The sequence below is a fragment of the Neobacillus sp. KR4-4 genome, assembly GCF_042136325.1.
Lineage (GTDB): Bacteria > Bacillota > Bacilli > Bacillales > Cytobacillaceae > Neobacillus.
The window spans coordinates 156,433-179,383 of the sequence record NZ_JBHHJU010000006.1 but is presented as its reverse complement, the minus strand read 5'-3'; the positions used below and the strand labels follow the sequence as shown (position 1 = coordinate 179,383).

General features: G+C 39.5%; 19 protein-coding genes and 1 pseudogene. 17 read left to right on the top strand and 3 right to left on the bottom strand.

The window, feature by feature from the left end; genetic code table 11:
* Positions 1-58 precede the first annotated feature (58 nt).
* The 6 genes and pseudogenes from tagD (at position 59) to ACE198_RS08955 (ending at position 5,508) form a co-directional block, all read left to right on the top strand.
* Positions 59-457 (top strand): glycerol-3-phosphate cytidylyltransferase, encoded by a 399-nt coding sequence (gene tagD / locus ACE198_RS08980; protein WP_098576370.1) that lies wholly within the window; start codon positions 59-61, stop codon positions 455-457.
* A complete protein-coding gene (locus ACE198_RS08975) occupies positions 438-1,646 on the top strand; it encodes a CDP-glycerol glycerophosphotransferase family protein (protein WP_251458254.1) in 1,209 nt (402 codons plus the stop codon). Before tagD ends, ACE198_RS08975 begins: the two co-directional genes overlap by 20 nt.
* A 120-nt stretch (positions 1,647-1,766) precedes the next feature.
* The gene (locus tag ACE198_RS08970) at positions 1,767-2,597 is read left to right on the top strand and encodes an ABC transporter permease (RefSeq protein ID WP_375375275.1); all 831 of its coding nucleotides are present in this window, start codon (positions 1,767-1,769) and stop codon (positions 2,595-2,597) included.
* Positions 2,598-2,614: 17 nt separating this feature from the next.
* Positions 2,615-3,400, top strand: a pseudogene (gene tagH / locus ACE198_RS08965) (teichoic acids export ABC transporter ATP-binding subunit TagH); the annotation flags it as partial.
* A gap of 84 nt (positions 3,401-3,484) precedes the next feature.
* Positions 3,485-4,231, top strand: coding sequence for a WecB/TagA/CpsF family glycosyltransferase (locus ACE198_RS08960; protein WP_375375274.1), 747 nt, complete (start codon positions 3,485-3,487; stop codon positions 4,229-4,231).
* A 227-nt stretch (positions 4,232-4,458) separates the two neighbouring features.
* The gene (locus tag ACE198_RS08955; RefSeq protein WP_375375273.1) at positions 4,459-5,508 is read left to right on the top strand and encodes a glycosyltransferase family 4 protein; all 1,050 of its coding nucleotides are present in this window, start codon (positions 4,459-4,461) and stop codon (positions 5,506-5,508) included.
* 124 nt (positions 5,509-5,632) lie between these two features.
* Here the strand turns inward: ACE198_RS08955 and ACE198_RS08950 are convergent, their stop codons facing one another.
* Entirely contained in the window at positions 5,633-6,652 is a 1,020-nt protein-coding gene (locus ACE198_RS08950) for an LCP family protein (protein WP_375375272.1), read from the bottom strand.
* Between the two features lie 144 nt (positions 6,653-6,796).
* Complete coding sequence (locus ACE198_RS08945) at positions 6,797-7,429, bottom strand: YigZ family protein (protein WP_375375271.1); 633 nt, start codon at positions 7,427-7,429, stop codon at positions 6,797-6,799.
* Positions 7,430-7,753: 324 nt separating this feature from the next.
* On the opposite strand from ACE198_RS08945, the gene ACE198_RS08940 reads away from it, so the two are divergent.
* The 7 genes from ACE198_RS08940 (at position 7,754) to hpf (ending at position 15,188) form a co-directional block, all read left to right on the top strand.
* A complete protein-coding gene (locus ACE198_RS08940) occupies positions 7,754-8,896 on the top strand; it encodes a sensor histidine kinase (RefSeq protein ID WP_375375270.1) in 1,143 nt (380 codons plus the stop codon).
* Between the two features lie 64 nt (positions 8,897-8,960).
* Positions 8,961-9,647 carry a response regulator gene (locus ACE198_RS08935; protein ID WP_375375269.1) on the top strand — a complete coding sequence of 229 codons (687 nt, stop codon included), beginning with the start codon at positions 8,961-8,963 and terminating at the stop codon, positions 9,645-9,647.
* Positions 9,648-9,767: 120 nt separating this feature from the next.
* On the top strand, positions 9,768-10,616 hold the full coding sequence (locus ACE198_RS08930; RefSeq protein ID WP_251458240.1) for a DegV family protein: 849 nt from the start codon (positions 9,768-9,770) through the stop codon (positions 10,614-10,616).
* Positions 10,617-11,175: 559 nt separating this feature from the next.
* Complete coding sequence (locus ACE198_RS08925; protein WP_375375305.1) at positions 11,176-12,183, top strand: nuclease-related domain-containing protein; 1,008 nt, start codon at positions 11,176-11,178, stop codon at positions 12,181-12,183.
* Positions 12,153-13,640: an ATP-dependent helicase ComFA gene (locus tag ACE198_RS08920; RefSeq protein WP_375375268.1), complete on the top strand. Its 1,488-nt coding sequence runs from the start codon at positions 12,153-12,155 to the stop codon at positions 13,638-13,640. Before ACE198_RS08925 ends, ACE198_RS08920 begins: the two co-directional genes overlap by 31 nt.
* A 14-nt stretch (positions 13,641-13,654) precedes the next feature.
* Entirely contained in the window at positions 13,655-14,374 is a 720-nt protein-coding gene (locus ACE198_RS08915; RefSeq protein ID WP_375375267.1) for a ComFC family protein, read from the top strand.
* 265 nt (positions 14,375-14,639) lie between these two features.
* Positions 14,640-15,188 (top strand): ribosome hibernation-promoting factor, HPF/YfiA family, encoded by a 549-nt coding sequence (gene hpf, locus ACE198_RS08910; protein WP_098576383.1) that lies wholly within the window; start codon positions 14,640-14,642, stop codon positions 15,186-15,188.
* A gap of 266 nt (positions 15,189-15,454) precedes the next feature.
* On the opposite strand, the gene secA is transcribed toward hpf, so the two are convergent.
* Positions 15,455-17,965 (bottom strand): preprotein translocase subunit SecA, encoded by a 2,511-nt coding sequence (gene secA, locus ACE198_RS08905; RefSeq protein WP_375375266.1) that lies wholly within the window; start codon positions 17,963-17,965, stop codon positions 15,455-15,457.
* 524 nt (positions 17,966-18,489) lie between these two features.
* Between secA and ACE198_RS08900 the strand changes: the two genes are divergently transcribed.
* From ACE198_RS08900 to ACE198_RS08885, 4 genes are all read left to right on the top strand, one after another.
* Positions 18,490-19,887, top strand: coding sequence for a cytochrome c3 family protein (locus ACE198_RS08900; protein WP_375375265.1), 1,398 nt, complete (start codon positions 18,490-18,492; stop codon positions 19,885-19,887).
* 29 nt (positions 19,888-19,916) lie between these two features.
* Positions 19,917-21,071, top strand: coding sequence for a NapC/NirT family cytochrome c (locus tag ACE198_RS08895; protein WP_375375264.1), 1,155 nt, complete (start codon positions 19,917-19,919; stop codon positions 21,069-21,071).
* 112 nt (positions 21,072-21,183) lie between these two features.
* Positions 21,184-21,894: a tetratricopeptide repeat protein gene (locus ACE198_RS08890; RefSeq protein ID WP_375375263.1), complete on the top strand. Its 711-nt coding sequence runs from the start codon at positions 21,184-21,186 to the stop codon at positions 21,892-21,894.
* 15 nt (positions 21,895-21,909) lie between these two features.
* Positions 21,910-22,872: a 6-bladed beta-propeller gene (locus ACE198_RS08885; protein WP_375375262.1), complete on the top strand. Its 963-nt coding sequence runs from the start codon at positions 21,910-21,912 to the stop codon at positions 22,870-22,872.
* Positions 22,873-22,951: the final 79 nt, after the last annotated feature.

Below are 22,951 nucleotides of genomic sequence, written 5' to 3'. Positions count from 1 at the left end.
GATATTGAATAAATATTGCCGCATTTTCCGAATACTAATAGCAGGAGGAGTTACTCTTATGAAAAAGGTGTTAACATATGGAACATTTGATTTATTACATTTTGGTCATATAAATTTACTTAGCCGTGCCAAAGACTTAGGAGATTATTTAGTTGTTGGTCTATCCACAGATGAATTCAATAAAGGCAAGAATAAACAAGCTTACCACAGCTTTGAAAACAGAAAGTTAATTTTAGAATCCATTCGTTTTGTGGATGAAGTGATTCCTGAAAATACTTGGGACCAAAAAATTCAAGACGTGATCAAACATGAAATTGATGTTTTTGTGATGGGTGATGATTGGAAAGGCAAATTTGACTTTCTTAAAGAATATTGTGAAGTGGTTTACCTGCCAAGAACAATCGGGATTTCTACTTCACAAATAAAAGAAGATTTAAATGCTGTCACAAATGGTTAGGGAACTAGCCATTTGTTTTTATTTATTTGTCTTTAAGTGCCTGTTTTCCATATTTAGTCTGTGGCCGCTAAGAAACAAAACCACGTTTGTGGTTAGTTTTGGTGATAACACCCAGTATGTGTATGAAGAAATTCGCAGGCAGCACATTTTAACTGATGTGGTGTTTCTCTGCGAACAAAAGGTGTTCCCTAAATTTAAGGATGTTCAAGAGGCCACAACTATTCTCTTTGAAGCGAAACATATCATGAATTGGCTGAAAGCGGTATTTCATATAGCCACTTCCCGCCATATTTTTATTGATAACTACTTTGGCTTTCTAGCTGCCGTAACCTTTAAAAAAGAAGTCAAGTGTATTCAGTTATGGCATGCCTCGGGGGCGATGAAAAAGTTCGGTCTGGAAGATGAATCGATTAAAACGAGAACCGATCGTGCGAGAGAGCGTTTTTTACAGGTATACAGGAAATTTGATCGAGTAATAGCCGGCTCGGATGTGATGACAGAGATTTTTATGAAGTCTTTTAACCTCAAAAAGGAGAATATCCTGCCGACAGGCGTCCCAAGAACTGATTTCTTCTATAATGAAGAGGCAAAACGAAAGGCAATCGACACCTTACTACATCAACATCCTAGCTTGAGAGCTAAAAAAATTATTCTCTATGCTCCTACTTATCGAGACCATGAGTTAGAACACTTTAACCTTGTCTTAGAGGTTGAAAAAATGGCACATGAGTTAGGACAAGACTATCGGTTAATTCTCAGGTTACATCCGGCAATTGTTCACAAGGATGAGTATGTCCTGCGATACTCAGATTTCGTTGTTGACCTTTCCTCAAGTCAGTATGATATTAATGAACTACTGGTTGCCGCTGATTATTTGATTACTGATTATTCGTCGATTCCCTACGATTTTTCAATCTTACATAAACCGATCATCTTTTTCGCCTACGATTTAGATGAGTATAAAGAACATCGTGGTCTAATGGAAGGATTTGAAGACAACTTACCAGGACCGCTTGTCAAAGATACCCAATCAATTATTGACCTTATTCAAAACAACCGCTTCGACCTTAGCCTTGTCGAATATTATGCAGAAAAATGGAACCAATATTCTAAAGGCTGTTCAAGCCAAAACCTTGTGCAGTACATATTTGCTGAAGAGAGTTTTAAGGCAAAGAGTACTGGGTATTAATTTAATAAATATGACAAGCTTCGATATTTTCATGTCGAAGCTTTGTTTTTATTATGTCCCTTTGGAGAAATTAATGTATAATGAACAAGGTTATTATTAGCTATAGGAAGGACAATTTTCATGAAATCGATGATTACTATTGTAAAGGAACAAATCAGTTCCTTTTACCTGATCCTGAGGTTATCTGCCTTTGAACTAAAGAGTGCGAATACGAATAATTATCTCGGCAGATTTTGGGAAATACTGAATCCAATGATTCAGTTGACCATATATTGGTTTGTATTTGGAGCCGGAATTCGGAAAGGCCGAGAGGTTCCGATGGAAAATGGTATCGATGTTCCGTTTTTTATTTGGATGGTCACAGGAATGATTGTCTGGTTCTTTGTGAATCCAGCTATTTCTGCTTCTTCTAGGTCTATCTATTCTAGAATACAATTGATCTCGAAAATGAGTTTTCCCATGAGTGCCATTCCATCATTTGTGATTATGGCAAATTTTTATACCCACCTAATGTTAGTGGTTGTAGTTACTATTTTTTTACAATTTACCGATTTTAAACTAACGGTATATTTTGTTCAATTACCATATTTTATGCTGGCAACCTTACTATTTTTATTAGGACTTGCACTAGTGACGTCCACTCTCTCAACAATTGTCAGGGATGTACAGCAGGTGGTCCAGTCCATATTAAAAATGCTGTTGTATGTTACTCCTTTTTTATGGCATGTTGATGATTTGGTGATAAATGGAATTGATTATGCCTTTTTATTAAAAATAAATCCTTTATACTATATTGTAGAGGGCTACAGGGCAGCCTTACTTGGTACAACGTGGTATCCGCTTGAATACCCGGAATATACTTTATATTTCTGGATAATTGTCATTGGGTTATTCATGATTGGAGCTGTCTTGCATTTAAAATTTAGAAATCGCTTTGTGGATTACTTGTAAATAGGTGGTGAATCCAAATGAATGAAACAGTAAATGTCAAAAATGTTTTTAAAAAGTATAAGATGCATAGGTCACCAAAAGAAAAACTTCTCGACGTAATTTTACCAGGGGGGTATGGGGAGGATTTTTATGCACTTCAGGATATATCCTTTACTGCCAATCGTGGTGATGTAATTGGTCTTGTTGGGGTTAATGGTTCTGGTAAGTCGACTTTGTCTAATATTATTGCAGGGGTAATTCCCCCTACTTCCGGCGAGGTCATCACAAAAGGTACAACCTCAATTATCGCCATTTCCTCGGGGCTTGATAATCAATTAACAGGCAGGGAAAATATAGAATTAAAATGTTTAATGCTTGGTTTCAAAAAGAAAGAGATTAAAGATATGGAACAGGAAATCATTGATTTTGCCGATATAGGAAAATTTATTGACCAGCCGGTTAAGAAGTACTCAAGCGGGATGAAATCTCGTCTTGGTTTTGCAATCTCTGTTACCGTGAACCCTGATATTCTCATCGTTGATGAAGCTTTGTCAGTAGGAGATCAGGTTTTTGCAGAAAAATCCAAGAAAAAGATGTTTGACTTTAAAGAAAAGGGAAAAACGATTTTCTTTGTTAGTCACTCCATGAGACAGATAAAGGAATTTTGTGAAAAGGCAGTTTGGCTTGAGTACGGCGAAATAAAAGAATTTGGTCCTGTTAAAGAGGTTATTCCAAAATACGAAACCTTCTTAAAGAAATATAAATCAATGACTGATGTGGAACAGAAAAAATTCCGTGAAGCAGTAATGCAAAAACAAAGAGGCTTAACTACAATTTAATTAACTCGCCAGTGGGCGAGTTTTCTTACATAAATAATTTTGAGGAAAAATGTTAAGAGGATTCTAAATATGAAAACTAATTTGGTTAATATATTAGGGATTAACTTTTTAAATAAAAGATTTAATGAAGTAGTGGAAATACTTATTAAAGCCATTCACGACCAAAAAAAGTACTTCATCGTAACGGCAAATCCAGAAATTGTTATGTATGCAAAAGATCATCCAGAGTATCTGACGATTGTTCAATCCGCTGATATGATTGTCCCTGATGGTGCTGGGATTATTATTGCTTCGAAAATATTGAATCAACCTATTTATGAGCGTGTCACTGGATATGACTTAACTATTCGACTTCTAGAGGAGGCGAATAAGAAAAAATGGAGCATCTACCTCTTGGGTGGAAAGGAAGAAACAAATCAAAAAGCTGTAGCAACTATCCAAAGGCAATTTAACCAGATACATATTGCAGGCAGCCATCATGGTTTTTTTGATTGGCAGAAAAACACAATAACCTCTGAGATAAAAGCCAAAGGTCCGGATATTATTTTTGTTGCCTTGGGTTTTCCTAGACAAGAAAAATGGATTAAAGAAAATCTTCCGTATTTTTCAAAGGGATTATTTATGGGGGTGGGGGGAAGCATCGACGTGCTCGCTGGCGAAGTCCAACGGGCCCCGCGAATCTGGCAGAAAATAAACCTCGAATGGTTATATCGTTTGATTACTCAGCCTTCAAGGTGGAGAAGAATGCTTGCTATCCCTAAATTTTTATCACAAATTTTTAAAGTAAAACTAACGAGAAATAGAACTGAAAGTTAATAAAAAATGTAACTTTTTGTAGCATTCTTATGTCTTACATTATAAGAGAATATATTGGCATTAATAGGTCTAATTATTTTGTTATAGTCGGAATTTTTCAACAATTTATTAACTTATACCAAAGTAAAATTGGGTGTGCTATAATATGTTCGTTGTAGTGTACTTAGAAATATGTGCCTGTTTCTAAAATTTATTAATGGGGCATTATACTAATAGGGAGGGTCTTCATGTTATATCTGACCTTAATATTATGTTTTTTATGCTCCATTTTAATTACTCCAATTGTGAAAAGATTGGCTTTTAAATTAGGAGCAACGGACAGTCCTAATCAACGCAAAGTACATTCTAAAATTATGCCGCGTTTAGGCGGGTTAGCGATTTATATTAGTTTCCTTTTCGGTATATTAATACTCCAACCATATAGCCCCTACCATGCAGCCATTATTGCTGGGGGAGTCATCATATTAGCTACTGGTATGTTAGATGATATCTATGAATTATCAGCCAAAGTAAAATTTGCTTTACAAATCATTGCAGCTCTGATTGTTGTTATGTGGGGCGGCGTGGAAGTTGAATTTATTAACTTACCGTTTAACGGCTACTTAGAATTTGGGATCTTCAGTATCCCGATTACTGTCATTTGGATTGTTGGTGTTACGAATGCGATCAATTTGATTGATGGTTTGGATGGCTTGGCCGCTGGTGTATCTTCAATCGCCTTTATCACTATTTCTGGAATGGCGATTGTGATGGGGAATGGCTATGTAGTCGCAATGGGGACAATCCTTCTAGCAAGCACGTTAGGATTTTTGATTTATAATTTTCATCCAGCTAAAATTTTTATGGGCGATTCCGGTGCGCTTTTTCTTGGATATATGATCTCGGTCCTTTCATTGCTCGGTTTTAAAAATGTAACATTAATCTCGTTTGTTGTTCCAATCATTATTTTAGGTGTTCCCATTTCGGATACATTCTTTGCTATCATCCGTCGTATTTACAACAAGAAATCATTAGCAGCTCCAGACAAATCCCATTTACACCATTGCTTACTGGAACTAGGGTTTACACATCGTGAAACAGTTCTGTTAATTTATGCAATGAGCGCCATGTTTGGCCTTGCAGCCTTTATTTTTACCATCACAACCGTTTGGGGTTCAATCTTAATCATGACCATTATTGTGCTGGCGATTGAACTATTTGTTGAAACGATTGGATTAATTAATAAAAATTATCGGCCGCTCCTCCGTATTATGGGGTTATTGAACAAAAACAGATAAAATCTAATAGAATAGTTAAAAAGGGTAAATCTCAACTGTGGATTACCCTTTTATTGTTTTCTTTTTCTTGAAAGTTATGCAAAAAAATAGAACCCGGATTCTTTAAAAATCCGGGTTCTTTGGTTTATTCTGTTTCTGTTTCTGTTTCTGTTTCTGTTGTACTTGCTGTTGTTGTTGAGTTTAGTTGTGCTTTCAGTTTAGCTTTTGTTTCTTCTAAAGCTGCTTCGTCAAGTTGATAATAATATACACGATCAATATAAGAGTCAGATCCTTTTAGTGACATCGATTCAACATCAATTCCAGATCCAGCCTGGACATAGCTGATAAATGATTTCATTTGATCAAACGTCAAGTCTGTCGACATGTTTTTCCCGACCGCTTCCATGACATCGGTGTAATTGGTAATGGACTTAAGGGAAGCACCTTTGGCGAGAATCGCCTTAAAGATTTGCTGCTGGCGAAGACCTCTTTGAATATCATTATCAATTTTTCTGGTACGTGCAAATGCCAGAGCTTCTTCACCATCTAGTTCTTGTAAACCTTTTTTCAAGGTAATAGCTTTGGCATGGTCCTTGGAATCCTGTTCAGAAAAGGTGAACGGGACATCTATTTTGACACCATCAAGAGCATCAATGACATCAATAAACGCGTTAAAGTTCATTTTCACATAATAATCGACAGGAACATCAAGTAATTCTTCGACTGTTTCAAGCGTCAGTTTTACGCCGCCGTACGCGTGGGCGTGATTAATTTTAGTATATATATCCTTCTCAGGAATATGAACATAGGAATCACGTGGGATACTTAATAGTTTAATAGATTTATCTTCTTTATTAAAAGTAGCCAGCATTAACGCATCGGAACGGGAACTGCCGCTCGCCTTTCGTTTTTCACTGTCATCTACACCAATAAATAAGATCGATGTATTTTCAAGTTTAACATTGGCTTTTGCTGCCTTTGTATCGCGCTCAATCGGCTTGTAGGATTTATTCATAACAGATTCTGCTTTGTTATATAGAAATCCGCCGTATGCTGTTGCACCGATAATCAATAATAGAATTGGCATGATAATCCATAACAAAATTCGTTTTCGTTTTTTCTTACCTTTTTTCTTATTTTTATAAACCTGTCTATTTATAGACATAGATTGCCTCCTAGTATAAAGTAGAAAAATGTCAGCTTTTGTTGAAAATCTATTCTATTTTATAATATTTATAGAGATTGGTAAAATGAAATTTTTTGTAAATTTAAATTTCCTTCATTTGGACAAAGTGAAAGCAGAGAAAGCCTAAATATCGGTTTCTAGATAGGTCATTTCTCCTTTTGCCATTTCGGCCTGTCCATTTGTTAATTCAGTCATCCAGTCTATAAATGTCTGCTGCTGTTCCTCTTCCACAAATACTTCAAATTCGACCTTTTCTTGGTACTGAATATTCTTAAGAATATAAATGGACGATCTTAATTCGTTTTCAATCTTTCCAAGCCAAGAATAATCAATTGTAATATGGAAGACCTGCATCAACTTTCTTTCGACGATTCCGACAGCATCTAGTCCTTCCGAAGTAGATTTCCCATAAGCACGGATTAGACCGCCGGCCCCTAATTTGATTCCGCCAAAATAACGGGTAACGACCACGGCAGTATCCTTTAGTTTTCTTTTTTTCAAAACCTCAAGAATCGGCACGCCAGCTGTACCGCTTGGTTCTCCATCATCATTGGCTTTTTGAATTTGATCATTCTCACCAATGAGATAGGCAGAACAGTTATGGGTGGCATCCCAATACTTTTTTTTCAAGGCTTGAATGAATTCTTGTGCTTCCAATTCAGTTTCCGTTCTTTTGACGTGGGCAATAAATCGTGATTTTTGAATAATAATTTCATGTTCACCAGCTTTTTTGACTGTATGATATCGAGGCAGCATTCAGTGCACTCCTTCCTAAATTTCATAATGGTGTAATATAACTTTAATATGGCAGTAAAATATACATGTTATAATAAAACAGATAAAAGTAGTAAATACCTGTGTTATGGGGAAATAGTGGCACTCCTATTATACTACTACTATTTACTGAAATTAATGGTAACGTGTATGTTAAGAATAGCAAATTGAATCAAACCAATGTATTATATGTTACAAGGTATGTAGGTAAAAATCCAAAGATAATGAATTCATTTGTTTGAAATTAAAATATTGTTTAACGATAGCGTCCAAGCGCTTATTGCTTTTCTTATCGGAGGAATGGGTATGAAGATTAAGCAAATCAATATGAAATCAATTGATGAAATTCGTGAAGAAATGATTAAAACCGTTACTTGCAGTAAAACTGACATCTTCCAGATCGGTGAACAATGCCGTCAGGATTATGAAAATATGATCAATGAATTAGATAATATTAAGCAGATGATGGTAAAACTCACAAATGAAGGCGAGGAACTTGAAAAACAGGTCCTTGAAGCGCGGAGCATGCTGTCAGAAGTCAGTATGAATTTTAAAAATTACTCTGAAGAAGAGGTCCGTGATGCCTATGAAAAAGCCCATCAACTCCAAATGGACCTATCCATTAATTGGCAATACAAAAAGCAGCTTTTGGATAAAAGATCCGACCTTGAAAATCGTCTAGTAGGGTTGGACGAAACGATTGATCGTGCCGACCAGTTGATATCGCAAATTTCAGTCGTAATGAATTACTTGACCAGTGATCTGAAGCAGGTTGGCGAGGTACTTGAACATGCCAAAGCCAAGCAAGATTTTGGATTAAAGATCATTGAAGCACAAGAAGAGGAACGCAAACGGCTTTCAAGGGATATTCACGATGGCCCCGCCCAAATGCTTGCCAATGTAATTATGCGTTCGGATTTAATTGAACGTGTCTATAGGGAAAAAGGCGCGGATGAGGCTTTTTCTGAGGTTAGCAGCTTTAAAAAAATGGTTCGTTCGGCACTTTATGAAGTCCGGCGAATTATCTATGACCTTCGTCCGATGGCATTAGATGATTTAGGTCTCGTCCCTACCCTCAGAAAATACTTGCGAACCATCGAAGAATATCATAACCAATCAAAAATTGATTTTGTGAATATCGGACTAGAACGCAGGCTTCCGACTAAGTATGAAGTCGCGCTCTTTCGGATGATACAGGAATCAGTGCAAAATGCATTAAAACATGCTAATGCCTGTGAAATCAAAGTACGGTTAGAAATAACCAATGCATCCATTACCGTCTTAATTAAGGACAATGGTATCGGTTTTGATATCACAGAAAAGAAACCTGAGTCATTTGGCATGATTGGAATGCGAGAACGGGTCGACCTGCTTGAAGGTGAGCTTACCTTTGATTCAAAAATAGGTAAGGGGACCGCTGTGCTGATTCGAGTCCCACTAATTAACTAGAAAACTATGAACCTACCGTCAATGGAGAAAATTTCGAAATTAGAAGGCTTAGGAGGCGTTAAAATTGACTACCAAAATTGTCATTATAGACGATCACCAACTATTTAGAGAAGGCGTTAAAAGAATACTAGAGTTTGAAAAATCGTTCCAAGTAGTCGCAGAAGGTGAGGATGGCAGCGAAGCATTAAGATTAGTAGAAGAATTCCAACCTAATGTGGTGATTATGGATATCAATATGCCACAAGTGAATGGTGTCGAAGCTACGCGTGAATTGGTCGACAAATACCCTGACACGAAGATTATTATCTTATCCATTCACGATGATGAGAACTATGTGACCCATGCCTTACAAACCGGGGCCATTGGTTACTTATTAAAAGAGATGGATGCAGATGCCTTAATTGAAGCGGTCAAAGTTGTCGCTGACGGCGGATCATATTTACATCCGAAGGTTACTCATAATTTAGTCAACGAGTACCGCAAGCTGGCAGCGGGTGTCGCCCGCAGTGGCGGGGCTTACCTCCAAACAATGGAAATTCGCCGTCCATTGCATTTATTGACACGCCGTGAATGTGAAGTACTTCAAATGCTTGCCGATGGTAAAAGCAACCGTGGTATTGGCGAAGCTTTATTCATCAGTGAAAAAACAGTTAAAAACCACGTCTCCAACATTTTACAAAAAATGAACGTCAATGACCGCACCCAAGCTGTTGTTGTCGCCATTAAGAATGGCTGGGTCGAGGTTAAGTAAGTAGAGTTAATTTGGGGCATGCTGAAGAGCATGTCCTTTTTATTTGGGGAATTAATGCAATTTCTCCAAATTTCATATAAAATACCATATAGAGTTAAAAAGATAAGGATGGTATTTTTTATGAAGACAGCCGTCGTCACGGATAGCACTGCGTACATCCCAAAGGATCTACGCGATAAATGGAATATACATATGATCCCGTTACATGTCATCTTTGGTAACGAGGTTTACCACGAAGAAGTGGATATTACTTGGAGGCAGTTTTACGAAGAGGTTAAGATGAAAGAGCTGCCAACCACCTCCCAGCCACCCATCGGCCAGTTTGTTGAGCTTTTTGAGAGCCTTGCAAAGGAGTATGATGCGGTCATTAGCATCCATCTTTCCAGTGGTATCAGCGGCACCTTTCAAGGGGCAGTCGCGGCCAGTTCGATGGTAGAGGGCATTGCAGTGCACCCCTATGACTCTGAAATCAGCTGCATGGTGCAGGGGTTTTATGCAATAGAGGCAGCAAAATTGGCTTCTGAGGGCGAGGATCCAGGAACGATTGTGGCTCATTTAGAAGCATTAAAAATGACGGCCCGTGCCTATTTCATGGTGGACGATTTAGCTCATTTGCAACGAGGGGGGCGTCTCTCGAGTGCCCAGGCCTTTATCGGCAGCATTCTTCAAGTGAAACCACTGCTTCATTTTGAAAACAAAGTCATTGTTCCATTTGAAAAAATCCGCACCCGTAAGAAAGCGATGAAACGAATCGTTGACCTTCTTGATGAGGATGCGTCCAGTGGTAACAGCTATCAAGCCGTCATTATCCACGCCAATCGTGAGGAAGAAGCCAGGGAATGGCGCGACGAGCTGGCAGCCGCGTATCCTAATGTCGAATTTACAATCAGTTACTTCGGCGCCGTCATCGGTACCCATCTCGGCGAAGGAGCCATGGGCCTGGGCTGGATGAAAAAATTAGATAGGTAAGCAAGTTAGTAAATTAGTAAATTAGTAAGTTAGTTGCCATTCCGTCCTTTGGGCCGGAATGGTTTTTAGTTTTGGGGGTGGTGGAGGAATGGGTTTTGAAAAGTATTAAAATGGGGTTTGGCGAAATCAATTGAGGATTCGGCGAAATAAGCTCGGGGGTCGGCGAAATCCCTCCCCAGTTTGGCGAAATAACACCTATAGTCGGCGAAATCCAGGTCCAATCTGGCGAAATCCCCCGCCACGAGAGCAATCCTAAAAAACGAGTCTGAGAATGTGACTCGAAATCTTTGAAATAGGTAATCAAAATGGGGTATGGCGAAATCAATAGAGTATTCGGCGAAATAAGCTCGGAGGACGGCGAAATCCATCCCTAGTTTGGCGAAATAACACCTATAGTCGGCGAAATCCAGGTCCAATCTGGCGAAATCCTTCCAGCCACAATAGAAAAGACATCAAACTGACACATATCCATAAAAAATTCCCACGATTAAGCAGGAATTAATACAAACTTTGTAGAAATTTCTCAAAAAAGGTAAGGGAGCTGACGATTAACTTGATCATGAAAGATTTAACCCCACCCCAAAGACTATTTTTAACAGAAATCCTAAAACTACGTCTCATTATCGGCCATAGAAAATATCAAGAAATTGAAAAGGACCTAGCCAAACGATGGGCTGGTTATTGGGGCGAAGTTGCCTTAGTAAACTACGTTAAAGAACTTCCACAAGATATATACCTCATCTTCCATGACCTCCAACTCCAATACAATAGCATACACTTCCAGATCGATACCCTTCTACTTTCGCAAAAATACATCCTGATTATTGAAGCCAAAAATATAGCAGGCACATTGACATTCGATAATACCTTTAAACAACTCATCCGAAAAAATGAAGATGGAACAGAAGAATCCTTTGAGGACCCGCGTGTTCAATGTCAACGACTTCAATCACTCCTAAGTAATTGGCTGATCAAAAACCATTGCCATTTACTCCCTGTTGACACTCTAATTTTTTTCAAAAGTACAAGTACCATTTTGAAAACAAATTCTGGAGACAAAATGGATTTTTCTAAAATATGCAAAGGAAGAGACATCTTTAATAAGATTGATGGCATGGACCAACGATATAAGCATGAACGAATCGATATTGAGACCATGTCCCAAATCGGCAACCTGCTCCTTAGCCAACACAGCCCAAAACCAATTGACATTCTAAAAGAATACAATCTAACAGAAAAGGATATACGCAGTGGTGTTTGCTGCCCGAATAACGAATGCAATTATATTCCGATGAATTACAAAAGAGGGGTCTGGATCTGCCCTGCCTGTCATATGATCTCGAAGAATGTCATTCTAAGAACCCTCAGTCATTATTTCTACCTCAACAAGCCAACAATCACCAACCAAGAGGCAAGAGGCTTCCTGCATCTCTCAACCATTCATACCACACAAAAACTACTTCATAAACTGGATCTAAAAAAGTCAGGGAAAACAAAAGATCGTCTTTATTATCTCAATCCAGAGAAGGTGCCCCCGTGCGTTTTATCATTAAAAACAACCTATTAATACCAGCGACCATACAAGAAGACTCACTCCCAATCTCTAAACTATCCAGCATCCCTCAGCCGCCGCTCCATCCAACATTCTCCTACAATCCAGACCTGCAGCAGCTTCTCACCGGCAAACAGCTCCTCCCTGAGGATATCCCATTTCCATTCGAAGAAATCCAGAGCCATTATGAAAATGGCTGTATCACCTACCGGAGTGGAATTTACTATGAAGGGAAAAAGCCAGTTTGTGCCCGCTGCGGCAACAAGGAGGCGCACTGGTTTGCTGCCTACCCATGCTCAAGATGTGGAGAAACCTGTCTCTATTGCCGCCATTGCATTATGATGGGAAGGATCAGTGCGTGCACCGCTCTTATCGGTTGGAGTGGGCCGGTGCCTGACACCAAACTTCCCGCAACCATCAAGCATTGGCAGGGGACGCTCTCTAAGGGGCAACAGGTTGCATCGGACCATGTAACCACCGCTATTTTGCACAATCAAGAACACTTAGTCTGGGCCGTATGCGGAGCAGGGAAAACCGAGGTTCTTTTCGCTGGAATTGAAGCGGCACTTGCTGCTAAAAAGAGAATCTGCATTGCCACGCCTCGGACTGATGTCGTCTTAGAACTCACACCCAGACTGAAATCCGCCTTTCCTGAAATAAAGATTGTATCCCTTTACGGTGGAAGTAAGGACCGCCATGTCTATGCTCCCCTTACCATTGCAACCACTCACCAGCTGCTCCGCTTTTACCAGGCATTTGATGCCATTATATTGGATGAGGTCGATGCTTTTCCGTATACTGTCGAGGAATCGCTTCAGTATGCCGCCATCCAGGCCCGAAAACCGTCCTCCGCCATGATTTACCTGACTGCTACACCCAATCAAAAATGGCAAAGGGAATGCCGCACTGGAAAACGCGCATTTACCACAATCCCAGCACGTTTCCATCGTCATCCGCTCCCGGTCCCTAAGTTTGAATGGTGCGGCAATTGGCAAAAGCAGCTGCAAAAAAATAAGCTCCCGGCCAACGTCCTCCGCTGGATAGCTGAGCGGATTTATGCCAACAAGCAAGCCCTAGTGTTTTTTCCTCATATCCCTTTAATGGAAAAAGCTCTCCTTATCTTACGCCAATTGGATACATCCGTAGAAGCGGTCCATGCCGAAGACCCTGACCGTAAAGAAAAGGTGCTAAGAATGCGGGCCAAAGAAATCCCGTTGCTTTTGACGACGACGATTCTTGAACGGGGGGTAACCTTCCCCAACATTGATGTCGCAGTGGTAGGTGCGGAAGATGCTGTTTTTTCAGAAAGTGCCCTTGTCCAAATTGCTGGAAGGGCGGGGAGGAGCAAGGATTATCCAGAGGGGGTAGTGACCTATTTTCATTATGGAAAAACCGAAGAGATGATAAGGGCCAAAAAGCAAATCGTCTCAATGAACCGGGAAGGAATCAAAAGGGAATTACTCGACAAGTAAAAGGAGGTTTAAAAATGGCCCTATTCCATCAAAGCTGCTGTCTAATTTGCCATGATGTAATTATGCCAAGCATCAGCTGGCAAGCAATTTTCTCCATTGATAAGGAACATCACATTTGCCCTGTTTGTGAAGGGAAATTAGAACAAATTCTCGGCGACCAATGCCGAATATGCAGCCGGCCGTTTTCACAAGTAAATGATCAATTTCGAAATGGGGACGTGTGTCATGATTGCTTTCGTTGGGAGGAAGATCCAAAATGGCAAGGGAGCCTGGAGAAAAATCATTCCTTTTTCCTGTATAATGATTTTTTAAAAGAAGTAATCGCAACGTTTAAATTTCGCGGTGATTATGCATTAGCAAAGATATTTTCGGAACTTTTCAAGCGGAAGATAGGCGAATTATCTCCAGACCTACTGGTGCCTATCCCATTAAGTGACGAACGACAATATGAACGGGGCTTTAATCAGGCAACGGCTCTAATAACAGTAGCAGGCTTTTCCCCTACATCCATGCTTAGTCGCTTCCACTCTGAAAAGCAATCGAAAAAATCTCGGTCAGAACGAATCCATCTTCCGCAAGTGTTTCAGGTTCTTCCTGATGTTCATGCAACAGGAAAAAAAGCTGTCCTAATTGACGATATCTATACAACAGGATCCACACTAAGGCATGCTGCTAAACTATTGAAGGAGGCAGGTGCAGTCAGCGTTCAATCGCTGACACTTGCTCGGTCGTAATCTTTCAAATCGGTCGGAATATTCCTTTTACTCGTTGCAAGCTTCTTACTAGATAGTTATCCCCATAAAGATTACAATAATATTAAACAACCTTTCATTTTAGTGCTATTACCATTTGATTTCAAAAGTCGTGCAAGATCTTGTCACTATCTTCCCTTTACTTTTGTCAATAAATCGACAAAATTTTTGTTCTGATTTAGCAGGATAATCATAGGGTAAAATAGAAATGTTAATACATAGCCGTAACTAAAGGAGGAATCCACAAATGAATTATAACGTTCGTGGTGAAAACATTGAGGTAACTCCAGCAATTAGAGAGTATGTAGAAAAGAAAATCGCAAAATTGGAGCGCTATTTTACAGAAGCACCTGATGCAAAGGTAAATGTGAATCTAAGATTCAATCAAGATAAAACTTCTAAAGTAGAGGTGACAATTCCGCTGCCGCAACTTGTTCTTCGTGCTGAAGAAACAAATGTTGACATGTATGCTGGGATTGACTTGATAACTGACAAATTAGAACGCCAAATTCGCAAGCACAAGACAAAGGTAAACCGCAAATTCCGCGAAAAGGGCGATTTTCCAATTACATTTGCAACAACTGAAAACACGGAAGTACATGATTTAGATGAGGATGAATTAGAATTAGTTCGTACAAAGCGCTTCGACCTAAAACCAATGGACAGTGAAGAAGCCATTCTGCAAATGAACATGCTAGGCCATAGCTTCTATGTGTTCACAAATGCAGACACACATCGTACAAATGTTGTTTATAAGCGCCGTGACGGCCGTTATGGTTTAATCGAGGCACATTAAACATAGATTAAAGAAGAACGTTGCTCTTACACGGAGCGGCGTTTTTTTATGTATATATACTAAATGCATACTTGTTTTTTGTTAAACGTCCCTTCTAGAGTTATCCCCATGTGGATAACCTAGGACAATTGAAATTTACTCACAATTCTGTGAACGATATCCACAATTTTCAGAACATATCAACAAATCTCCACCACTTATCTACAAATCCTATAATCAAAAACAAAAAAGCCAGCGATAAATCGCCGGCCCATCAAAACAAAATCTTATTTTCCTGCCCCGCAGCAGTTTTTGTATTTCTTGCCGCTGCCACAAACACATGGATCATTACGGCCTACATCAATTTGCTTTACTTTTGGCTTTTTCTTAACGGCTTCACCGTCTTCTTTTGGATTCACTGCTTGCCCTTTTGCTACCTCTTGGCGCTCAAGATTGTTGCGGATCTCAGCCTTCATGATGTACATGGCCGCTTCATCCTCAATCGATTGAACCATCGCTTCAAACATCGCAAATCCTTCATGCTGATATTCTCGAAGCGGATCAATTTGCCCATAGGCTCGTAAATGAATCCCTTGACGAAGCTGATCCATTGCATCAATATGATCAATCCACTTGGAATCAACCGCACGCAGTGTTATAACCTTTTCAAATTCGCGCATTTGCTCAGGTAAGAGAATCTCTTCTTTTTCATCATAACGTTCCTTCACTTTTGCAAAAATCGTATCACGGATTTGTTCCGGGTCTTTTCCTTTCAAGTCATCCACTGTGATGTCACCTTCATGGAGAAGAGAGGCATTCACAAAATCGATGATGGCTTCGAGATTCCATTCTTCTTCATCCTCATGGCGTGATGCATGTGCATCAACATTTCGCTCAATGGAGTTTAAAATCATCTTTTGAACGATATCACGGAGATTTTCAGACTCTAGTACTTCATCCCGCTGGTTGTAGATAATTTCACGCTGCTGACGTAGTACATCATCATATTGCAAGAGTTGTTTACGAGCATCAAAGTTGTTGCCCTCTACACGTTTTTGCGCGGATTCAACGGCTCTTGATACCATCTTACTCTGAATCGGCTGTGTATCATCCATGCCAAGTCGTTCCATCATTGCTTTCATATTATCTGATCCAAAGCGGCGCATCAGTTCATCTTCCATGGATAAGTAGAACTGAGTAATACCCGGGTCCCCTTGACGGCCAGAACGTCCACGCAGCTGATTATCGATCCGTCGGCTTTCATGTCGCTCCGTTCCGATAACGGCTAGTCCTCCTAATTCTAATACCCCTTCACCGAGCTTAATGTCCGTACCACGACCAGCCATGTTCGTTGCGATTGTGACAGCGCCTTTGTGGCCAGCTTCAGCAATTATCTCCGCTTCACGTTCATGGTTTTTCGCATTCAACACATTATGGCGAATCCCTTTTTTCACTAAATAATTGGAGATGAGCTCAGACGTTTCAATCGCGACCGTCCCGACAAGTACAGGCTGTCCCAGCTGGTGACGCACTGCAATATCCTCGACAACGGCACGGAATTTACCGTTCATAGAAGAGTAAATTAAATCAGGACGGTCATCACGGGCAATTGGTCGGTTCGTAGGAATAACAATAACATTCATGTTATAAATGTTACGGAATTCTTCTTCTTCCGTTTTTGCGGTACCGGTCATCCCTGCTAATTTTTCATACATCCGGAAGTAGTTTTGGAATGTAATCGTAGCCATGGTCATGCTTTCGTTTTGAACTTCGAGCCCTTCTTTAGCCTCAATTGCCTGGTGCAAGCCCTCGCTGTATCGGCGCCCTTTCATTAAACGGCCGGTGAACTGATCAACGATGACAATTTCGCCGTCTTGGACCACATAGTCAACGTCAAGATGCATGCTGACATTTGCTTTTAAGGCTTGGTTAATATGATGGTTTAAGGTGACGTGGGCCATGTCGAAAAGGTTATCAATGCCGAAAGCTTTTTCAGCTTTACTAATTCCTTCCTCTGTCAACATAACGCCTTTTGTTTTTTCATCGTACGTATAGTCTGTTTCTTTAGAAAGCATCTTAACAAAGCCATTCGCTTGAATATAGAGGACAGCCGATTTCTGTGCCGACCCTGAGATAATTAATGGTGTACGCGCTTCATCAATTAAAATCGAGTCAACTTCGTCAATGACTCCGAAGAAAAGTGGGCGCTGTACTTTTTGCTCCTTATAGAGGACCATGTTATCACGCAAATAATCGAAACCAAATTCGTTATTCGTACCATACGTAATATCAGCGGCATATGCGGCTTGTTTTTCTTCCTTATCCATACTATTTAAATTTAAGCCAACCGTTAAACCGAGGAATTGATATAATTCGCCCATTTCGGCAGCATCACGGCTTGCTAAGTATTCATTGACAGTAACAACGTGAACCCCTCGACCAGAAAGTGCGTTCAAGTAAACTGGCATGGTCGCAGTTAACGTTTTACCTTCCCCTGTTTTCATCTCGGAAATGTTCCCCTCATGAAGAGAAATCCCCCCCATTAACTGAACATGGTACGGATATAAACCAAGGACACGCTTGGCACCTTCACGAACAACGGCAAACGCTTCAACCAAGAGATCATCTAATGATTCTCCGTTTTGATAGCGAGATTTGAACTCTTCCGTTTTCTCGCGCAGTTGGTCATCGGTCAACCTTTCTGTTTCCGCAGCCAGTGCGTCAATTTTCACCGCAAGCTTGTCTAGCCGCTTTAGCTCACGCTTGTTCAAATCAAACACTTTATCTAAAATCCCCATATCTGATGAACGCTCCTTTTTATCGAGACTAATCACTATTTTAAAAAATCCATTCAAGAATATTCGCTATTTTCCTTTTATATCTTACCATTTCCACAATACAGTGACAACAATGATAGCGGGAAGCAAGATTCGTACAATCATCTATTATATTTCCTTCCAAGTCAAACACTTCAGCTTGGACTACTTCGATAAGTTCGAATTTTCGTCAAATATGACAGATTGATGACGTGATTTTGAGAATGTACCTCAACTAGAGATTCAACTAGTAAAAAAAGAATGGAAACTGTATAAAAAGTATGGACAATGAATAAATATTCGGTTGTATGCAAAGTAAACAATATTTGCGTAGTATTAAATATTGCTGGAATAACAACATTTGTGCGTTGTTTTTAGTAGAAAATACCCATTTGTTTTGTGTGGGGAATTATTCACAAATTGTACATTGGAATATACTCTTACAATGTTAGATACTACCTTTAGAGAGGTTACTATGGAAAATAAAGAGAGAGATAGAATCCAAAATGGGAAGGGTGAGTCTAGTGGCCATTTGGGGGAAAAAGAATAAAGATATAGATCCCGAAAGTAGAGAAGATAGAAAAAAAACGGGCCTGATTCGCAGATTATGGCAAAAGTTTCGAGGGATTGACTGGAAGAATCCAGTTAACAGGTGGAAATTACTGTTTGTTTCACTTGTGGGTTGTATCGTTGTTTTTGGTGGAGGGTATGGAGTTCTAACCATGACCAACTCACCGACATTCTGTGCAAGCTGTCATGAAATGGCACCTGAATATTCAACGTTTACTGCAAGTGCTCATAATCAGATATCTTGTGTACAGTGTCATATCAAGCCAGGTTTCACCAACATGATTACGCACAAAATGAAGTCGATGAAAGAAGTATACTACCATGTTACTGGTGTACCTGAGCAAATTGTTCAAACCGAAGAAGAAGCCGTTTCAAACGAAAACTGCTTGCAATGTCACTCGAAAAACCGCCTAGTCACAGCGTCCGGAGACTTAAAAGTAAATCACAAAGGTCATATCGAAGAAGATATCCCTTGTATTACTTGTCATGCCGGTGTAGTCCACGCGAAAATGGCAACCCGAGGAATCAACGTTGAAGAAGTTCGCGGCGAATGGACAAAGGAAAGTGCTGAAAAATTAATGGAAAAGAAATACTTGAGACCTAACATGGGTACTTGTATTGACTGCCATGACAAAGTAAATAATGGCGAAAAGCCTTGGAAAGATCCAGCGTATAACGTTCCGGTTAATCCGGAAGAAGTGGAGAAAAAGCTCGAAGAAAACGATAAAGATGCAACAAAAGAAACTGCAACAGAAGCAACTTCAGAAGCCGAAACAACGGAAGCAGTAGCAGCAGCAACTAATGCAAAGACACAAGATATTATTTTACAAGCAATCGGAAAGCAAAAGAAAGATGTTAAGATTTCGATGGAATGTGAAACTTGTCACAAACAAACCGAAATTCCTAAAACACATAAAAATGTAGATTGGGGCAATAATCACGGCGGCACTGCTATTCAACAGCTAGATAAGTGTATGAATTGTCACCAAGATTCAAAATGGGTAAGGGAAATTCCTAAAGAAGATATCGTCTCCCTTCTTAAAATGGGAAATCAAAAGGTGAAGTACACACCAAACGTTTCACTTGCAAAAGAACAAGCACGTACGAACAAATTCTGTAGTGCCTGTCACTCCGATCGTCCTGGAAGTCACGGCGATAGCGATCAGTGGTTGACTTCTCATGCTAACAAAGCAAAAACAAAAGAGATGAAAGAGGAATGTTTCGTTTGTCATGATCGTGAAAAACCAAAAGCAGACACAACCAATGCCAAAGCACCAACGGATGTTTACTGCCAATACTGCCATAGAACTGGCTTTAAAGATGATAAGAAATAAGAAGAAAATGTTCAAGAGGAGGGAAAATAATGGAAGAAGAACACATGAACCAGACCTCCCCTCCACGGACTCGCTACAAAGTATATAAATATTTAACAGTAGCACTGCTATTTATCGTCGTCTTTTTCTCACTGGGACTAATAGGAGTAGAAACTACCTCGAGCTCGAGTTTCTGCTCCTCATGCCATGAGATGAAGCCGGAGTATTATACGTGGAAGGCGTCCACACATAGTGAAGTGGATTGCGTTAAGTGTCACATAGGCACAGGTACGGAAGAATATGCAAAGGCGAAAGCAAATGGACTTATGCAGGTGTATAAAAAAGCGACACAAACCTACACAGCTCCTATTAGAATGCCAAAGGAAATACCCGATAGCGCGTGTGAGTCCTGTCATGATGTATCTAAACGTGAAGTCACAGCATCTGGGGATATCATCATTCCCCATGATAAACATCAAAACAAAGATATTGAATGCATTCAATGTCATAACGGTGTGGCCCACGGCAAAATCGCAGACCGGAAAATGACATTCCAAACGGATTATGAAAAATGGGACACGAAAACCGGTACCTCAGCGATGGCGGATTTAAAATTCACCCGCCCGGATATGGACACCTGTATTGATTGTCATAAAGCACGTAAAGTAACCATTGAATGTTCAGCGTGTCATAAAACCGGGATGGTTCCAAAAAGCCATAAAGCAGAGGATTTTAAAACCAAAACACATGGGAAACAAGCTGCAGAGAATCTAATGAAGTGTAATCAGTGTCATAGTGATATGTCAAAGGAACCCCTAAAAGGTTATGAAGATGTATCAGTTATTGATCGTTTCCTTAATAATAATCAAGTAAAACAAAAGAATCATTATAACTATGCCAAAGAGAATACTTTTTGTAAGGATTGCCATAGCAAACGACCAGCAAGCCATAACAGTAATTTCTTTGATAGCCATGGTGTAACTGCTAACAAAAACCAAGAATCATGTCAAGCATGCCATGAAGTGAAAAGGTCGAATGAAACAGGTGGAAACCAAGTTACCTGCTCCTCCTGTCATCCAAGTAAACATAGTCAAAAGACAAGTTGGAAGGTTAACCATCCGATTTCGTTAGAAGGAGTGTCTAAACCATCGGCGAAATGCTATACCTGCCACGCAAAAGTCAGCTGTGAAAAGTGTCATAAGTAGTTGTGTACGATTTAGCTCTACCTTTGATTGGAGATTAATAGGGTTCTTAACATTTCGAACAAGTCTATCAGAGGTTTTTCGAAAAAACAAATGAAATTCGAGGTGGATACTAATGGAAGCTAGAGAGCTGCCGATCAATCCAGAACCGGAAAAGAATGAAAGAACGAAGTGGAAGAAAGAGAAGAAAAAGTATTTTACAAAGTTACAGGCTGCATTGCTTCTAATCGCGACTTTATTAGTAAGTTTGGGTGGAGGCTACTATATAAGTGACAAATATATCTGGTCTAATGCAAGTCAAGAAAGGATGGATGAGCAGCTAGACTACTATAAAACTTTAGTAGATTCTGAACCGAATAATCCAGAGCACCGAGTCAATTTAGGTTATACCTACTTTCTAAAAGGTGATAACGATAATGCGATTAAGCAGATGAAAGTCGCAACTGACCTTGACAGCAAATACTTTGGAGCTTATTTCAATCTCGGTCTTGTCTATATTGATGAAGAAAGATACAACGATGCATTAAAGCAGGCACAAAAAGCAGTCGAATTAGGACCACGTAATTTTAAAGCGCATTTGTTATCAGGTATGGTATATCGTAATTTAAAAATGTACGACGAGGCTGCTAAATCACTTAAAGAAGCCCTTAAGTTAATGCCAACCAACACAGATATCATTACCGAAATTGGCAGAGTGGAAGAAGATCAAGGTAACAAAAAAGAAGCAGAGAAATTTTTCAAAGAGGCTTTAAACTATGACCCTCTTTATAAACCTGCGTCCGAAGGCTTGGAGAGAATTGCTGCAAAGGGAAAAGACAACAAATAGAAGGAGCTGACCACTTTGAAAAAGAGAACCGTTTATATATTGATGAGTAGCATTGTCGCACTTTCCGTTGCCTTTTTTGCAGCAGTCTATTTCTTAAATCTAGAGTCGACATTAAAACCGATTGTTGCAAAGGTTGATCCGAGCGGACCGCCTGTGTACACGAATTCATTATATGGTGAGTTTAACAAACCACTTAACAAACCAATGGATGTTGTGAAAATTGGGGAATTCGTTTATGTGAGTGATACAAATAACAAACAGGTACAAGTATTTGATCAGTCTGGTACTTCTGTATTCAATTTTGGTAAAGAAGGAACCAATAAAGGCGAATTTAAATTTCCTTATGGGATCGCTGGAGATAAAGATGGCAACATTTACGTTGCAGACTTGTACAATGGCAATATTTCTATTTTTAATTCAAAAGGTAAGTTCATTAAATACTTTGATGATCAAAAGAAAGTCCTTAAATCACCGGGCGGACTTCGAATAATCGATAGTAAGCTTTATGTCACCGATATTAAGGCGAATAAATTATTTGTTTTTAATTTAGATGGAAAGAAAGTAATGGAAATAGGCGGAGCTGGTGCGGAAGAAGGAAAATTCATCGCACCAAATGCTGTCGCAGTTGATAGTGATCAACAAATATATGTAACAGATTCCGGGAATAATAGAGTTCAAATTTTCGATAAAGAAGGTAAGTTTATCAAAATTATTAACGGTTCGGAAGACGGCAAAGGGGATCCGACTTTCCTAAATCCAAGAGGAGTAGCTGTGGACTCAAAAGGAAATGTATATGTCGTAAACAACCTTGCCCACAATATCTCAGCCTTCGATAAAGAGGGAAAACATTTATTTGAATTAGGTGGAATGGGAACCGAAAATGATAAGCTGTATCTCCCGAATGGTTTGTATATTGACGATCGAGATACTTTATTTGTAACAGATACAGTAAATCAAAGGGTCTCCGTATTCTATTAATTCCCTTTTCGATAAAGGAGGTGAAAACAAAAGAAAATCTCAGTTTAGCCTTTATAGTTCTATATTAAATTAGAGAAAA

Excerpts from the sequence above, each read along its gene's own strand:
- tagD (WP_098576370.1), top strand. The coding sequence starts at position 59 with ATGAAAAAGGTGTTAACATATGGAACATTTGATTTATTACATTTTGGT.
- ACE198_RS08975 (WP_251458254.1), top strand. The coding sequence starts at position 438 with ATGCTGTCACAAATGGTTAGGGAACTAGCCATTTGTTTTTATTTATTT.
- ACE198_RS08970 (WP_375375275.1), top strand. The coding sequence starts at position 1,767 with ATGAAATCGATGATTACTATTGTAAAGGAACAAATCAGTTCCTTTTAC.
- ACE198_RS08960 (WP_375375274.1), top strand. The coding sequence starts at position 3,485 with ATGAAAACTAATTTGGTTAATATATTAGGGATTAACTTTTTAAATAAA.
- ACE198_RS08955 (WP_375375273.1), top strand. The coding sequence starts at position 4,459 with ATGTTATATCTGACCTTAATATTATGTTTTTTATGCTCCATTTTAATT.
- ACE198_RS08950 (WP_375375272.1), bottom strand. The coding sequence starts at position 6,652 with ATGTCTATAAATAGACAGGTTTATAAAAATAAGAAAAAAGGTAAGAAA.
- ACE198_RS08945 (WP_375375271.1), bottom strand. The coding sequence starts at position 7,429 with ATGCTGCCTCGATATCATACAGTCAAAAAAGCTGGTGAACATGAAATT.
- ACE198_RS08940 (WP_375375270.1), top strand. The coding sequence starts at position 7,754 with ATGAAGATTAAGCAAATCAATATGAAATCAATTGATGAAATTCGTGAA.
- ACE198_RS08930 (WP_251458240.1), top strand. The coding sequence starts at position 9,768 with ATGAAGACAGCCGTCGTCACGGATAGCACTGCGTACATCCCAAAGGAT.
- ACE198_RS08925 (WP_375375305.1), top strand. The coding sequence starts at position 11,176 with ATGAAAGATTTAACCCCACCCCAAAGACTATTTTTAACAGAAATCCTA.
- ACE198_RS08915 (WP_375375267.1), top strand. The coding sequence starts at position 13,655 with ATGGCCCTATTCCATCAAAGCTGCTGTCTAATTTGCCATGATGTAATT.
- hpf (WP_098576383.1), top strand. The coding sequence starts at position 14,640 with ATGAATTATAACGTTCGTGGTGAAAACATTGAGGTAACTCCAGCAATT.
- secA (WP_375375266.1), bottom strand. The coding sequence starts at position 17,965 with ATGGGGATTTTAGATAAAGTGTTTGATTTGAACAAGCGTGAGCTAAAG.
- ACE198_RS08900 (WP_375375265.1), top strand. The coding sequence starts at position 18,490 with ATGGGAAGGGTGAGTCTAGTGGCCATTTGGGGGAAAAAGAATAAAGAT.
- ACE198_RS08895 (WP_375375264.1), top strand. The coding sequence starts at position 19,917 with ATGGAAGAAGAACACATGAACCAGACCTCCCCTCCACGGACTCGCTAC.
- ACE198_RS08890 (WP_375375263.1), top strand. The coding sequence starts at position 21,184 with ATGGAAGCTAGAGAGCTGCCGATCAATCCAGAACCGGAAAAGAATGAA.